We start from the raw sequence: 14,353 nt of genomic DNA on the forward strand, positions 1-14,353 counted from the left end.
GGCGCTCATCCCGCCGATGCGGCGCGACGCAAGTCGCGTGCCTTGGTCAGGATGATGTCCTCGAGCTTTTGCACGGTCGCGGCCTGCACGGGCGCTTCGACCCAGTTTCCGCCCTGCATGACCTGGCGGCTCGCGGCGATGCGCAGCGCGTCGGCGCGGAGGTCCTGGTCGAGGATCGAGACCGAGACCTTCACACGCTCGTTCGGATCTTGCGGATTGGAATACCAGTCCGTCACGATCACGCCGCCGGAGCTGTCGGCCTGCGTCAGCGGCATGAACGACAGCGTCTCCAGGCTGGCGCGCCAGAGATAGGAATTCACCCCGATATAAGTGACTTGCGAAGCCGCGAGGTCGGCCTTGGGCTTCTGCTGCGTCATGCCGCAGGCCGCCAGGCCGAGCGCCATTGCGCCGAGCGTCAGGCCGCGAACGCAAGCCTGGACAAGATCCCGGCGAAAAGGTGTGACGGTGGTGGTCTGCAATGCCATTCTCGGTCCTAAATCCAACTACGGGCCCGCGTGATCCGAGTGCGCTCTATAGCCCGTGATGGGCGAGCGGCAAGGTGCCACGCATGTCTCCTGAACAAGGACTCGGCCCGTGAACGCGAGCTTAATCCTCGGCGCCTGCGTTAAGCTATTGTTGAGCCTCTGCAACACTCAGCGAAAAGCGGCGCCAAGGGATTGCTCTTGCTGGCAAACCGGCGGCGTGTGGCCTAGATTTGTCAATTGAAGGCGAGTCGCGACCGAGTCTACCGGTTGCTCGCACGCAAATGTCAGGCACCATTCAGGTGTCCTGGTGTTAAGAGTTAACAGGGAAAACGGGGCAGGAATCCGTGTCGAAGAAGATGGCCACTCGCAGACGGAGCCGCTGGGCAGCGATTGCTGCTACGGGCGTGCTAGTGTGTGCCGGGTTGCCGACGGCCGGGCTCGCGCTCGGTGCGCTCGACAATGATGCTCGTCTCGTCCGGGGCGGTAGCTTCGTTACCCTCACCCCGGCCTCTGTTGATCCTCAGCTCGCGGCCTTCGTGGCCAAGCACACCGATGGCGACGCGCGGCTGATGAGATTCACACCAGCCGGCGTGGCCGAACGCGGCAGTCGTTCGGTAACGGTCGCCGTGCGCGTGAACCCGGATGAAGCCCGGGCGATTTCGGTCCGCGGTGCAATTGCCGCGGCGCTGGACCAGGTTGCTGGCGAGGCAGGTGTCCGGATCGCGCCGACGCGTTACAATCTCGGCATCTCGCGCGGATACCAGAATTTCGCCAAGCCGGAGCCGGCTCGCATTTCGAACACGCTCTCGGACGCCAGCATTCCTGACCTGGTCGAGATGAAGCCTGCGGCGACCGAGAAGGTGGAGCAGAGCCGCTTTGCTCCGCGTGTCGAGCTTGAACAGCAAGCCAAGGCTGGTTCAGCGCCCCGGACGATCGATTCGCGGGCGGACCAGATGGTGGATATCGGGGCCGGTTATCGCCTGACGCGGAACCTGGATGTGACCGCCGGTGTGCGGTACTCGCAGGAACGTGATCGCCTCGCGCCGGTGGCTGATGCCCCCGCGAAGGACAATCAGGCGGTTTACGTCGGAACGCAGTTCCGGTTCTAAGCCCATTCAAGAAGTAGCGCGTGGCAAAACCCCGCTTCGGCGGGGTTTTCCTTGCGCCTCGTTTGCCCTGGCTTAAGGTCTGGAGAATCCAGCAGGCAAGGGAGCGGACATGGCACGCGTTGCAATCGTTACCGGTGGAACTCGCGGAATTGGCAGGGCGATCTGCGAGGCGCTGAAGGCTGAAGGCCTCACCGTCGTCGCAAACTATGCAGGCAATGAGGAAAAGGCGCGGGCCTTCACCGACGAGACGGGCATACCCGCCTACCGCTGGGACGTAGGCGAACATGAAGAAGTGCTCGAAGGCTGCAAGCGGGTCGAGCAGGAGGTCGGCCCGATCGATGTGCTCGTCAACAACGCCGGCATCACGCGCGATGGAACCCTCCTGAAAATGAGCTTTCAGGACTGGTATGACGTGATGCGGATCAACCTTGGCGGATGTTTCAACATGGCCAAGGCCTGTTTTCCGGGCATGAAGGACCGCAGTTGGGGCCGGATCGTCAACATCGGGTCGATCAACGGGCAGGCCGGGCAATATGGCCAGGTCAATTACGCGGCGGCGAAAAGCGGCATCCACGGCTTCACCAAGGCCCTGGCACAGGAAGGGGCGCGGTTCGGCGTCACCGTCAACGCGATCGCTCCGGGCTATATCGATACTGAAATGGTAGCCGCCGTTCCGGAAGCCGTGCTTGAGAAGATTGTCGCCCGCATCCCGGTGGGCCGCCTTGGCCACGCGGAGGAAATCGCTCGCGCGGTTGCCTTCCTTTCGTCGGAGGATGCCGGCTTCATCACAGGATCGACGATGTCGGTTAACGGCGGTCAGCACATGTATTGAGCCGGTGCCGATACCCTACCATCCCCCGGTCAAACGCTCGGTCGAGATCGCCGGACATAAGACGTCGATCAGTCTCGAGCCCTATTTCTGGTCCTTGCTAAAAGCAGCTGCCGAGCGAGAGGGCGTTCCTGTCAACGCCCTCGTCGCTCGTATCGATGCGGAACGGATCGCGGTCGATGTACCGCCAGGCTTGGCCGGGGCCATCCGGATCTGGTTGGTCGCCGACCTGCGCCGTTCCGCCGCGCGCCAAGATCAATAAGTGCCCGGCGGATCGCTTGCCGGGAAGCTTTCATCGCTCGCCTGGTCGGCAGTCGTCCATTCGCGACGCGGCTTGTCTCCCATGGCGTCCGGCCCGGCATCGCGTACTTGGGCAAAATTGTCGTCGGCCGGATGATCGTTGGCGAACGCGGCGCGACCGTTATTCTTCGATTTTTCCATGTACTTGTAACCGATGAAGCCCAGGGCTCCGAGAGCGGCCAACCTGAAAAGTCCCATGATGCAACCATCCTTTCTGCTCCCGCCCAACGCGCAAAACAGGGGAAGGTTCACCGAATCTTATGCCAGTCTCGTCTAGTCTCATGGCCCGCCCAACTGGGTTGACCGCAATGGCGAACGCTTCATAGTGAGGGGCACAGTGAGCAACCGCAAACCCATCCGCAAGGCGGTGTTCCCCGTCGCTGGCCTTGGAACCCGATTCCTGCCCGCGACCAAGGCAATTCCCAAAGAACTGCTGCCGATCGTCGACAGGCCGCTGATCCAATACGCGGTGGACGAAGCGCGCGAGGCGGGGATCGAACAGATGATCTTCGTCACCGGACGCGGCAAGACGGCGTTGGTCGAACATTTCGACATTGCCTACGAACTCGAGACCACGATGGGGGAGCGGGGCAAGGACCTTTCGGCGCTCGATTCCACGCGTTTCACCCCCGGTAATCTGGTGACGGTGCGCCAGCAGGTCCCGCTCGGCCTGGGCCACGCGATCTGGTGCGCCCGATCAATCGTCGGGGACGAGCCGTTTGCGATCCTCCTGCCCGATGAACTGATGGTCGGGAAGCCGGGCTGTATGGCGCAGATGGTCGAAGCCTATGAGGAAGTGGGCGGGAACCTGATTTCGGTCCTCGAAGTGCCGCGGGAAGAAGTGTCGAGCTACGGCGTCATCGCACCCGGAGCGAGCCATGGTGCCCTGACCGAAGTGCTCGGCCTGGTGGAGAAGCCGCCGGTCGACCAGGCGCCTTCGAACAAGATCATCTCCGGGCGCTACATCTTGCAGCCGGAAGTCATGCGCACTCTCGAAAACCAGGAGAAGGGCGCCGGTGGAGAGATCCAGCTGACCGATGCCATGTCCCGGATGATCGGCCAGCAGCCCTTCCACGCGGTTACCTTTGGCGGTGATCGCTACGACTGTGGCAGCAAGACCGGGTTTGTCGAGGCCACGCTGGCACTGTCGCTAGGGCGCGAAGATATCGGCGCCGAAGTGCGGCAGATGGCGGAGCGCCTGCTCGCTCGGTAACCTCCCGCAGGGTCGAGAGTGCGTGCGGGGGAGCATCTCACGCAAGGGCGCTAACAGCTCACTCAACAACACACCGATTTTGGTATGCTCGCGGGCACGGCAACCTGCTGCATCCACGTTGCCCGCTTGAGTGGGGCCGGTCGCCGGCGGCGTTTGATCTTTGCACCCTAGCGCCTTTGCGCAACCCAAAATCGCGGAGACGCGGGCCGACAAAGTTGCCCACACCGTCTCGACAGCTTCGCCGAACATCAAAAAAGGCGCCGGATGGCGCCTTCTTCAATCTTCTTTCGAAGCTGGGATCTTATTCGCCGCCCTGGCCACCCTGGCCCGCGGGAACTTGCGCCAGCATGTAAGGGCGCGGGTCGACGGCTTCGCCCGAGACCCGGACTTCATAGTGCAGGTGCGGGCCGGTCGAGCGGCCCGTGGTGCCGATGTACCCGATGAGCTGACCCTTGGTCACCTGCTCCCCGGCGGCAACCGCGTAGCCGGAAAGGTGGGCATAGCGGGTCTGAAGCTCACCGCCATGTTCGATCTGGATGTAGTTGCCGTAGCTGCTGAAGCGCTCTGCACGGGAAACGACGCCATCGGCGGTCGCATAGACCGGCGTGCCCATCGGGCCGGCAAGATCGATGCCCTTGTGATTGCGGCGGCCGCCGAGCACGGGGTGAATGCGCATGCCATAGTCGCTGGTCATGGTGACGCCCTGGACCGGCATCATCGACGGGATCGCCACCTTGGTGCGCGGAGCCGTAGCGATTCCGGTAGTGTCCATCGAACGCCAGCTGGCAAAGAGTTCAGCAAATTCGCGGTCGCCGGTTCCGGTGGCTGCGTTCTGGGCATCAACTGCGCCCGTAATCTGCGTTGCCGCAGCCGTTTCGTTGGCCTGCGCCGGATTCGCCACGAGGGCGAGGGCAAGGCCAAGGACTGATCCGAGCTTGAAAAACATGCGACCGTTTTTCCCCATCCAAACCGGTCCAGCTTGCGCAAGACCGGCGACTTTCGTTTCGGACCAATCGGCTGGCGCACTGTTGTTATTGCGCTCATGTCCGGTCCGGACTGAATTATTTTGAGATGGTCGGAACCCCCCGCCGTCTCGATGCGTAGGGTCTACGGGCGAGAAAGTTAACTAGGCAACACCAGCGTAGAATTCGCGCGGTAGACCGGCTGCAAGACGCGCTGAGTCGTTGAATGGAGGCTTCAGGGACCCTCTGAAGTAATGATTCACTAACGATTTCCAGTGGGATTCCGGCGCATTGCCGCGCCTTTGGCAGTGGGATTTGAAGTGCCTTGCCCCGGCCGCGACGTGCCGAATCTCGTCGTCAAGGATTCGCTGAAGAATCCGCGCGCCGCCACTATCGCCTTGTTCCAGAAGTCGTTCCCGCATCGCCGGAGTGACGTCTAGACCGCGCGCTTCGAGCACCATCGGAACGACTGCGAGTCGTGCGGCGACGTCATGCCTCGTTTCATGCGCAGCCTGCCACAGCCCATCGTGAGCCGGGTGCGAGCCGTAGTGTGCGCCCAAGCTGCGCAGCTTCCGTTCGATGAGCGTGAAGTGCATGGCTTCGTCGGCCGCGACGGCGATGAAGTCTCCCACGAAGTCCCGATCCATCTCGCCGCCGAAGCGGCCGGCCATGTCGAGCGCGAGGTCGATTGCGACGAATTCGATATGCGCCAACGAATGCCACAGCGCGATCGCCGCCCGCTGCGAGCCACCCTTCCGCCGCTTGGGCATGTGCTTGGGCAGAAGAAGCTCCAGGCCCGGCACGGCTGCGGGTCGCTCGGGCATTGCCGCGGCGAAATCCCACGCGAGATCGCCTCGCCGCCAGGCGCGGGCAAGGGCGCGGGTCGCCTTCACCTTCTCCCGTGGGTTGCCAAGCGACAGGGCCTGGCGGATCGCTTCGGCGACAGACGTCACAGCGCCTTGGCCGCCTCCAGCACCTCGGCGGCGTGGCCCTTGACCTTCACCTTGGGCCACACCCGCGCGATCCGTCCTTCGGTGTCGATCAGGTAAGTGGTCCGCTTCATGCCCATGAACAGCCGGCCGTAGAGGCTTTTTTCGCCCCAGATGCCCAGCGCGTCGGACAGGCCTCCGGTTGCGGGGTCGGTGGCGAGGGGCGCGGTCAGTCCGTGCTTTTCGGTGAACTTCACATGCTTTGCGGGCGGATCCTTGCTCACTCCCAGCAAGGCGGTGCCGGCCGCCTCGAACTGCGGTTGCAGCTCGGAAAAGTCCTTGTTCTCCACCGTGCAGCCGGGGGTGTTGTCCTTGGGGTAAAAGAACACCACGAGCTTTTGGCCCCGAAAATCCGAAGGGCGAACGGTGGTGCCGTCGGGTCGTTCTAGCGCGATGTCGGGGACAAGGTCGCCAATGCCAGGTGCGTCGCTCATGGTTCGATCTCCAATTCCTCGCCGAACAGATCGGCCCAAGTTGCGGCAATGCCATGGCGCGAGGCGGACAGCGCTTGCAAGAGGTGCGCGTAATCCGGTTGCTCGCAGGCCGCTGCCAGAACCGCCTGGGCTTGCGCAGGTGGCTCAAGGCAGTCCGGCGCAAGCAAGCGCGCCGCGACCAACAGGCGCGCCTGCAGGGCGAAATAGGCGGCAAACTCGGATGGCAGAAAGCCCGCATCAACCAGTTCGGCGATCGCCTCCATGAGCTTGGGGTTGAAGGCGCGGCGTTCGCGCAGCTGAAGGAAGTGGACGATGAACTCGCAGTCGACCAGTCCGCCGCGATGGAGCTTCGCATCCAGGGGACCGGCGGGCGGCTTGTGCGAGGCGATGTCGGCGCGCATCGCCAGCACGTCGGTATGCAGTTTCGCCGGATCGCGCGAAGTTTCGAGAACGTTGCGCACGATCGAACCCAAACGTTCGCGCGCAGCCTCTGGACCATAGACCGGACGGGCGCGGCACAGCGCCATATGCTCCCAGGTCCAGGCGTCCTCGCGCTGGTAACGCTCGAAGCTGTCGAGGCTGACCGCAATCGGACCCTGGTTGCCCTGCGGCCGCAGGCGGGTGTCGACTTCGTAGAGCGCCCCTTCGGCGGTGGCGACGCTCAACGCCCCGGTGACGCGCTGCGCCAGCCGGTTGAAATAGAGCGAGGCAGTGAGCGGGCGCTTGCCGTCCGATTCCAGGCCGATCTCTCCGGTGAACAGATAGACGATGTCGAGATCGGAGGCGTGGGTAAGCGCCCCGCCCCCGAGCCGGCCGAGACCCAGCACCAGGATGTCGTCCCCGGGAACGCGTCCGTGCACCCGTTCGAACTCTGCCTTCGCCGCATCGGCCGCAGTCGCCAGCGCCGCCTCGGCGACGCGCGACAGGCCCGCGGCGATGGCCATCGGATCGTGCTGGGCCTCGATCAGTTGCACGCCTAGGGCGAAGCGCTCCTCACCCACGATCTGGCGGATCCGGTCGAGTTGCCGCTCGTAGTCGTCACCGGCATCAGTCGCCTGCATCCGGTCGGCAAGATCCTGGATCGAGCCGGGCAAGTCGAATGCGCTGCTGTCGATCAGGCGATCGAGCAGTTCAGGCCGGCGCGCCAGCTCGTCGGCCATGGGGCGGGCCAGCGTCAGAATCCGCAGTACCAGCGCGAGCAGGCCCGGCCGTTGCTCGAACAGGCGAAACAGGTTCACCGCGCTTGGCAGGCGTCCGATGAGGCTTTCCCAGCGGGTCAGGGCGTGATCGGGGTCCGGCGCCTGAGCCAGCGCGTCGATCAGGTCGGGCAGGATGACGTCGAAGGCCGCGCGCGATTCCGCACCGCGGAGGCTGCGGATCGTCTCGCGCCAGTGCGCCGCGCGTTCCTGGAGCCGCTCCCGCACCTCAGGATCGATGGTGGCGCGTGACGCGCTCGCTGGCTGCTCGCCCTCGCCCAGCAGGCGGTCGTAGCGCTCGGCGACTTGTGCGCAGATCCCGCGCAGCTCCTCGATCAGCTCCGCTCCGTTCGCCAGGCCATCAAGCCGGGCGACATTGTCGAGCGCGGCCTCGTCGGTCGGCAGCGAATGGGTCTGCCGGTCGTCGACCATCTGCAGGCGGTGTTCGATCACCCGCATTCGATCGTAGGACTCGCCGAGCACGCGGGCGTCGCTCTCCTCGATGATGCCCTCATTCGCCAAGGCATCGAGCGCGGCCCGGGTGCCTCGAAGGCGCAGTGACGGCGTGCGGCCCCCGTAGATCAGCTGATGCGTCTGGGCGAAGAATTCGACCTCGCGAATCCCGCCGCGTCCTCGCTTGATGTCGAAGCCCGGCGCCGGCTCGCGCGGGCCACCAAAGGCCTGGCGAATGCGAGCTGTGAGGCGGCGGATTTCCTCGATCGCCATGAAGTCGAGGCTACGGCGCCAGATGAACGGGCGAAGCGCGGCGAGGAACTCTTCGCCCGCTGCGATGTCGCCGCTCGACGCTCGGGCGCGGATGAAGGCAGCGCGCTCCCAGGCGAGGGCTGAGCTTTCGTAGTGACTGAGCGCGCCGTTGAACGGGATCGCCAGCGGGCTGACCTCGGAAGCCGGACGCAGGCGCAAGTCGACGCGCATGACGTAGCCGTCGCCCGTCTGGCGGCTAAGCGTTTCCACAATGGTCCGGGCATAACGCTGTGCGGCCTCGCCCGGTTCGTCACGCTCCAGGCGGGGCAGCGTCTGCGGGTCGTAGAGCAGGATCGGATCTATGTCGGAACTGTAGTTGAGTTCGCCCGCCCCCTGCTTGCCTAGGGCGATGGCCGAAAAACCGCGCGGCTCGGCATCGGGGACCCGGCGCTCGATCGCAGCCGTGATCGCTCGATCGAGGGCATAGTCGGCGAAACCGCTGAGTTCGGTCATCACGCGGGTCAGCGGAAACGCGCCGGCCAGGTCGGCGATCGCGACCGTGGCCGCGAGCGCGAGTCGCTCCTGACGTAGCGCCACCGCTACATCGGGCGCGCCATCGCCTGCCCGCCGCGCCGCAGCTATCGCGGCCTCGCCATCCCCCCGCTCGAGAATGGCGGTGAGTTCAGGTTGCCGGCCAAGGGCGAGATTGAGAAAAGGGGAATGCGCCTGCGCCCGTTCGATTGCTTTCTGCCATGCGTTACTCATCGGGCCTGACTGCATGGGCGAGGCAACAAGGGCAAGGACATTGGTTGCGGCGGACCGGAGGCTTTGCCAAAGGCACTAGCTTAGCCAGCGAGGTCGTACGCATGCTCAAGATTGTCAGCGCAAGTGTTCTTTCTCTCGCCGCCGCCGCCAGCGCGGTGGCAGCAGGTGGAGGCGTTCCCAAGGTGGCCGCGGGGCAGATCCCCGAAGCCACGGTCAAGGAGGGCACTCGCGTCCTTTCGCTCGACGAGTTCGAGGGCCGCGCCCCCGGCACTCCCGGCGAGGAGAAGACGGTCGCTTACCTGATCGAGCAGTTCACCAAGGCCGGCCTCAAGCCGGGCAACAACGGCAGCTGGGTGCAGGAGGTGCCGCTTGTCGAGATCACCGCCAGCCACTTCAAGCCGCTGACGATAGCGGGCAAGGGCGCGAGCAAGGACTACACCTTCGCCACGGACTGGGTCGGCGTCACTTACCGCGAGCAGCCGCGGACCGATCTGGCGCCGAGCGAAATCGTGTTCGTCGGCTACGGCATCAATGCGCCGGAGAAGGGCTGGAACGACTATGCCGGGATCGACATGCACGGGAAGACCGCGCTGATCCTGATCAACGACGCGGACTACAAGGAAGAAGGGCTCGAAGGCCCGTTCAATGGCCGGGCCATGACCTATTACGGACGCTGGACCTACAAGTTCGAGGAAGCCGCGCGTCAGGGTGCGGCCGCAGCGATCATCGTGCACGACACTTTCCCCGCCGCCTATGGCTGGGGCACAGTCGAAAGCTCGTGGACCGGCCCGCAGGCTCATGCGGTGCGCAAGGATGGTGGGGCCGACCAGACGCAGGTCAACGGCTGGGTGCAGCTGCCGGTCGCACGCGAGATCGCGCAGATGGCGGGAAAGAACCTCGACGAGCTGATCGCCGCGGCCGGCAAGCCCGGCTTCACGGCGGTGCCGCTCGGGCTCACGGCCTCGACCGGGTTCGACAACGCGATCCGCCGGTTCGATTCGAAGAATGTCGTCGCCATGCTGCCGGGCAAGAGCCGTCCAGACGAATATGTGCTGCACACCGCGCACTGGGATCACCTGGGCCGCTGCACGCCGAACGCCGCGGGTGACGATATCTGCAACGGCGCGATCGACAACGCCACCGGCACCGCGGCGCTCGTCGCTCTCGGCGAAGCCCATGCCAAGGCCGGCCCCGCCGACAGGTCGCTGCTGTTCGTCGCGGTGACAGCCGAGGAATCGGGCCTGCTCGGCTCCGAGTATTTCGCTGACAACCCCACCGTCCCGCTCGACCACATCGTCGGTGGCCTCAACATGGACGCGCTTTCCCTCGCCGGTCCGGCGCGGGACGTCAGCGTGATTGGCGGCGGGAAGAGCGAACTTGACGACTACCTCAAGATCGCACTCGCGGACCTGGGCCGCGTGGCCACACCCGACGCCTCGCCGCAGGCCGGTTATTACTACCGCTCCGACCACTTCAGCCTGGCCAAGCGCGGGGTGCCGATGTTCTACGTCAAGAGCGGGCAGGACCTGGTCGAAGGTGGCCGAGAGGCGGGCCGGGCGTTCGAGGCCAACTATCGCGAGCGCGCCTATCACATGCCCGACGACGAGTACGATCCCAACTGGAACTGGGGAGGAGTGGTGCAGGACTTACAGCTGTTCTACCGCCTCGGAAGGACGCTGGCCGAAGACGACAAGTGGCCCAACTGGCTCCCCGGCGACGAATTCCGGCGCATTCGCGACGAGAGCTGCAAACCCGAAGGAGGCTGTTGAGGCCATGACCGTGTACATGCCCGCCGAGTGGGCCCAGCAGGACTGGATCTGGATCGGCTTTCCGGCCGACGGTTCGCTGTGGGAACAGGACTTGATCCCCGCGCAAGAGCAGATGGCGGCATTCGCCAACGCCGTGGCGGAAACCGGGCAGAAAGTGCGGCTGGTCGTGCGCGATGCCGCCAACGAAGCGCGGGCGCGCGAGCTGGTGAGCGCGAGCGTGCTGTGCGAACGGCACGCCTATGGTGACATCTGGATCCGCGATTCCGGGCCGCTGGTGATTTTCGATGGCAAGGGGCGCCGTTTCGGTCAGCGGTTCGGCTTCAACGGCTGGGGTGGCAAGTTCGTCCTAGATGGCGACCAGGACATCGGCGTGACAATGGCCGAAGCCGGAAGCCTGCCGGCGACGATGGCCGATTGGATCCTCGAAGGCGGGGCGATCGATACCGACGGCACCGGCCTGGTCGTGACTACCGAGCAGTGCCTGCTCAACCCCAACCGCAATCCGCAGCTGACCAAGGCCGAGATCGAGATGCGCCTGCAACGCGACCTCGGCTTCGACCGGGTCCTGTGGCTCGGTGACGGATTGCTGGGCGACCATACCGACGGCCACGTCGACAACCTCGCGCGCTTCGTCGCCCCGGGCGTGGTGGCGATCCCGGTACCGAGCGGGACCGACGATCCCAACGTCGCGGTCTATGCCGATGCCCGGGCGCGGGCGCGCGAGTTCGGGCTGCAAGTGCGCGACGTGCCTTCGCCCGGACGGATGGACGAGGCCGGCATTGTCGAGCCGGCGAGCTACATGAACTTCGCGATCTGCAACCAGGTGGTGGTGGTGCCGACTTACGGTTCGTATCACGATGATGCCGCCCTTGAGGCGATCGGCGACCTGTTCCCGGGAAGGGCCGTGGTCGGGCTGCCGGCCGAAGCCGTGCTCACCGGCGGAGGCAGCTTCCACTGCGCCAGCCAGCACGCGCCCGCTTCGATTTAACGCGTTCTTAAGTTCCCAGCGCGACACTGCCGGGCATGAGCAAAGCTATCGCCCTGGCTGTGTCCGCCACGCGCCAACGCGAAGACATCGCGCGGGTCGTGATCGTGCTGGCGAGCGCCGCCGCGCTGATCTTCGCGGGACCAGTGCTGCCCTTCTAAGGGTCCGGCCGGCCTAGCGCTTTCCGGCGTAGGCCAGGTAAACCAGCGGATAGGGGCGTCCTTGCGAGTCTGTCGCCGAACCTCCCGTGCGCACAAAACCTAGCGATTCGTAGAACGGCAGCGCATTCGAGGCCTGCTCGTTGGCATCGACCAGGGCATTCGGGGCGAGCGTCAAGGCGTGGTTGACCAACTTCGTGCCATAACCCCGCCCGTGGAATGCCGGGTCGACAAACAGCGCGTCGATCATGTCGCCGTCCATGGCCAGGAACCCGACAGTGTGTTCGCTCTCGTCCAGCGCCAGCCATAGCTCGGCTTCCGGCAACCAGCCGGCGACCATCGCGTCGATCTCGATACGATGCTCGGGCGTCAGAAAGTCATGCGTGGCGTCGGTCGCATCGCGCCAGATCTCCAGCGCGCGCGACACATCGGCAGGAACTCCGAAGCGTATTGTCACCGCAAGTCGGGCGGCGTCGCCTCGGCCTTCAACAGAGTGATCGCTTCGTCGAGCGTCAGGACGCGCTGCCGCTCCTCGCCCAGGGTGCGCAGGGCGACGGTGCCCTCTTCCGCTTCGCGCTTGCCGACGACCAGCAGGTGCGGAACCTTGTGCACCGAGTGTTCGCGCACCTTGTAGTTGATCTTCTCGTTGCGCAGGTCGGTCTCGACGCGGATGCCCGCCGCACGGAGCTTGGCGGCGGCTTCGGTCGCATAGCCGTCGGCGTCGGAAACAATCGTCGCCACGACCGCCTGGACCGGCGCCAGCCAGACCGGAACCTTGCCGGCGAAGTGTTCGATCAGGATGCCGATGAAACGCTCGTAAGAGCCGAAGATCGCGCGATGGAGCATGACCGGGCGGTGCCTCTCACCGTCTTCGGCGATGTAGCTGGCATCGAGGCGATCAGGCAGCACGCGGTCGGACTGGATCGTCCCGACCTGCCAGGTCCGGCCAATGGCGTCGGTCAGGTGCCATTCGAGCTTGGGCGCATAGAACGCCCCTTCGCCCGGCAGCTCTTCCCAGCCGTATTCGTCGGTGTTGAGTCCGGCTGCGACCACGGCGGCCCGCAGCTCGGCCTCGGCCAGGTCCCACATCTCCTCGGTGCCGAAGCGCTTGTCCGGCCGGAGAGCGAGCTTGATGTGGTAGGTGAAACCGAAGTCCCGGTAGATCCGGTCGGCCAGCGCGCAGAACTTGCGCACTTCCTCGACGATCTGATCCTCACGGCAGAAGATGTGCGCATCGTCCTGCGTGAACTGGCGCACGCGCATCAGTCCATGCAGCGCGCCGTGCGGCTCGTTGCGGTGGCAGCAGCCGTTCTCGTAGAGGCGAAGCGGCAAGTCGCGATAGGACTTGATGCCCTGCTTGAAGATCAGGATGTGCGCCGGGCAGTTCATCGGCTTGAGCGCCATCCAGTCGGCGGCTTCCGACACCAGCGGCCCTTCGTCCTCGACGTTGGGGATTTCGTCGGGGATGACGAACATGTTTTCGCGATATTTGCCCCAGTGGCCGGACTGTTCCCACTGGCGGGCGTCCATGACTTGCGGGGTCTTGACCTCCCGATAGCCCGCGCCGTCGATCGCCCGGCGCATATAGGCCTCGAGCTCGCGCCAGATCAGGTACCCCTTGGGGTGCCAGAAGACCGAGCCGTGCGCTTCCTGCTGCAGGTGGAACAGGTCCATCTCCTGGCCCAGCTTGCGGTGGTCGCGCTTGGCGGCTTCCTCCAGCCGCACGAGGTGTTCCGACAGCTGCTTCTTGTTGAGCCAGCCGGTGCCGTAGATGCGGCTCAGCATCGCGTTCTTCTGATCGCCGCGCCAATAGGCGCCCGACACGCGCGTCAGCTTGAAAGCCTGCGGATCGAGTTTCCCCGTCGTCGGCAAGTGCGGCCCGCGGCACATGTCGAGCCAGTCGCTTCCCGAGCGATAGATCGTCAGTTCCTCGTCCGCCGGAAGCTCGGCCGCCCATTCGGCCTTGAAGCTTTCGCCGTGGTCCTTGAACCAGGCGATCAGTTGGTCGCGCGTCCAGACTTCGCGCGTCAGCGGTTTGTCCGCCGCGATGATTTCGCGCATCTTGGCTTCGATCGTGGGCAGGTCTTCGTCGGTGAACGGCCCGCGCGCACCGGGCGCAAAGTCATAGTAGAAGCCGTCCTCGGTCGCCGGGCCGAAGGTGATCTGCGTGTCGGGCCATAGCGCCTGCACCGCTTCTGCCAGGACGTGGGCGTAATCGTGCCGTGCCAGTTCCAGCGCATCGGCTTCGTCCCGAGCGGTGACCAGCGCGAGTTCGGCATTGCCATCGAACGGCCGCGCGAGATCGCGCAGCTCGCCATTGACGCGGGCGGCCAGCGCCGCCTTCGCGAGACCGGGTCCGATGGACGCGGCGATATCCGCGGGCGTCGAGCCCGGCGCAACTTCGCGCACTGAACCATCCGGCAAACTAATCTGGAGCATTTTGTTCAATCTGAA

15 protein-coding genes are annotated in these 14,353 nt (G+C 65.0%); 7 read left to right on the forward strand and 8 right to left on the reverse strand.

What is annotated here, in order from left to right; all coding sequences use genetic code 11:
- Nucleotides 1-5 precede the first annotated feature (5 nt).
- Nucleotides 6-404 carry a DUF3576 domain-containing protein gene (locus tag KK137_RS13915; RefSeq protein WP_250893978.1) on the reverse strand — a complete coding sequence of 133 codons (399 nt, stop codon included), beginning with the start codon at nucleotides 402-404 and terminating at the stop codon, nucleotides 6-8.
- Between the two features lie 425 nt (nucleotides 405-829).
- Between KK137_RS13915 and KK137_RS13920 the strand changes: the two genes are divergently transcribed.
- The 3 genes from KK137_RS13920 to KK137_RS13930 all read left to right on the forward strand — a co-directional run bounded on the left by KK137_RS13920 (nucleotide 830) and on the right by KK137_RS13930 (nucleotide 2,685).
- Nucleotides 830-1,594: a hypothetical protein gene (locus tag KK137_RS13920; RefSeq protein WP_214537138.1), complete on the forward strand. Its 765-nt coding sequence runs from the start codon at nucleotides 830-832 to the stop codon at nucleotides 1,592-1,594.
- A 109-nt stretch (nucleotides 1,595-1,703) separates the two neighbouring features.
- The gene (phbB, locus tag KK137_RS13925) at nucleotides 1,704-2,426 is read left to right on the forward strand and encodes an acetoacetyl-CoA reductase (RefSeq protein ID WP_214537139.1); all 723 of its coding nucleotides are present in this window, start codon (nucleotides 1,704-1,706) and stop codon (nucleotides 2,424-2,426) included.
- Nucleotides 2,427-2,430: 4 nt separating this feature from the next.
- Nucleotides 2,431-2,685 (forward strand): ribbon-helix-helix domain-containing protein, encoded by a 255-nt coding sequence (locus tag KK137_RS13930; protein ID WP_214537140.1) that lies wholly within the window; start codon nucleotides 2,431-2,433, stop codon nucleotides 2,683-2,685.
- On the opposite strand, the gene KK137_RS13935 is transcribed toward KK137_RS13930, so the two are convergent.
- Entirely contained in the window at nucleotides 2,679-2,921 is a 243-nt protein-coding gene (locus tag KK137_RS13935) for a hypothetical protein (RefSeq protein ID WP_214537141.1), read from the reverse strand. The two genes, KK137_RS13930 and KK137_RS13935, sit on opposite strands and share 7 nt — an antisense overlap.
- Before the next feature lie 139 nt (nucleotides 2,922-3,060).
- Between KK137_RS13935 and KK137_RS13940 the strand changes: the two genes are divergently transcribed.
- Nucleotides 3,061-3,936, forward strand: a complete 876-nt coding sequence (locus KK137_RS13940; protein WP_214537142.1) for a UTP--glucose-1-phosphate uridylyltransferase — start codon at nucleotides 3,061-3,063, stop codon at nucleotides 3,934-3,936.
- A 301-nt stretch (nucleotides 3,937-4,237) separates the two neighbouring features.
- On the opposite strand, the gene KK137_RS13945 is transcribed toward KK137_RS13940, so the two are convergent.
- From KK137_RS13945 to glnE, 4 genes are all read right to left on the reverse strand, one after another.
- Nucleotides 4,238-4,882 carry a M23 family metallopeptidase gene (locus KK137_RS13945; protein ID WP_250893860.1) on the reverse strand — a complete coding sequence of 215 codons (645 nt, stop codon included), beginning with the start codon at nucleotides 4,880-4,882 and terminating at the stop codon, nucleotides 4,238-4,240.
- A gap of 180 nt (nucleotides 4,883-5,062) precedes the next feature.
- A complete protein-coding gene (locus KK137_RS13950) occupies nucleotides 5,063-5,851 on the reverse strand; it encodes a ferritin-like domain-containing protein (protein ID WP_214537144.1) in 789 nt (262 codons plus the stop codon).
- A complete protein-coding gene (locus KK137_RS13955) occupies nucleotides 5,848-6,321 on the reverse strand; it encodes a peroxiredoxin (RefSeq protein ID WP_214537145.1) in 474 nt (157 codons plus the stop codon). Before KK137_RS13955 ends, KK137_RS13950 begins: the two co-directional genes overlap by 4 nt.
- On the reverse strand, nucleotides 6,318-8,987 hold the full coding sequence (gene glnE, locus KK137_RS13960) for a bifunctional [glutamate--ammonia ligase]-adenylyl-L-tyrosine phosphorylase/[glutamate--ammonia-ligase] adenylyltransferase (RefSeq protein WP_214537146.1): 2,670 nt from the start codon (nucleotides 8,985-8,987) through the stop codon (nucleotides 6,318-6,320). Before glnE ends, KK137_RS13955 begins: the two co-directional genes overlap by 4 nt.
- A gap of 101 nt (nucleotides 8,988-9,088) precedes the next feature.
- Between glnE and KK137_RS13965 the strand changes: the two genes are divergently transcribed.
- From KK137_RS13965 to KK137_RS16780, 3 genes are read left to right on the forward strand one after another with little or no spacing between them, the layout of a single operon-like run.
- Complete coding sequence (locus KK137_RS13965; RefSeq protein WP_214537147.1) at nucleotides 9,089-10,756, forward strand: M28 family peptidase; 1,668 nt, start codon at nucleotides 9,089-9,091, stop codon at nucleotides 10,754-10,756.
- Nucleotides 10,757-10,760: 4 nt separating this feature from the next.
- Nucleotides 10,761-11,744 (forward strand): agmatine deiminase family protein, encoded by a 984-nt coding sequence (locus tag KK137_RS13970; protein WP_214537148.1) that lies wholly within the window; start codon nucleotides 10,761-10,763, stop codon nucleotides 11,742-11,744.
- A gap of 35 nt (nucleotides 11,745-11,779) precedes the next feature.
- The gene (locus tag KK137_RS16780) at nucleotides 11,780-11,902 is read left to right on the forward strand and encodes a hypothetical protein (RefSeq protein WP_275950708.1); all 123 of its coding nucleotides are present in this window, start codon (nucleotides 11,780-11,782) and stop codon (nucleotides 11,900-11,902) included.
- A 13-nt stretch (nucleotides 11,903-11,915) separates the two neighbouring features.
- Here KK137_RS16780 and KK137_RS13975 read toward each other — a convergent pair whose 3' ends face one another.
- Nucleotides 11,916-12,326, reverse strand: coding sequence for an acetyltransferase (locus KK137_RS13975; RefSeq protein WP_338028088.1), 411 nt, complete (start codon nucleotides 12,324-12,326; stop codon nucleotides 11,916-11,918).
- Between the two features lie 26 nt (nucleotides 12,327-12,352).
- Entirely contained in the window at nucleotides 12,353-14,338 is a 1,986-nt protein-coding gene (gene thrS / locus KK137_RS13980; RefSeq protein WP_420829328.1) for a threonine--tRNA ligase, read from the reverse strand.
- Nucleotides 14,339-14,353: the final 15 nt, after the last annotated feature.

Source organism: Croceibacterium selenioxidans (assembly GCF_018599195.1).
Classification (GTDB): domain Bacteria; phylum Pseudomonadota; class Alphaproteobacteria; order Sphingomonadales; family Sphingomonadaceae; genus Croceibacterium_A; species Croceibacterium_A selenioxidans.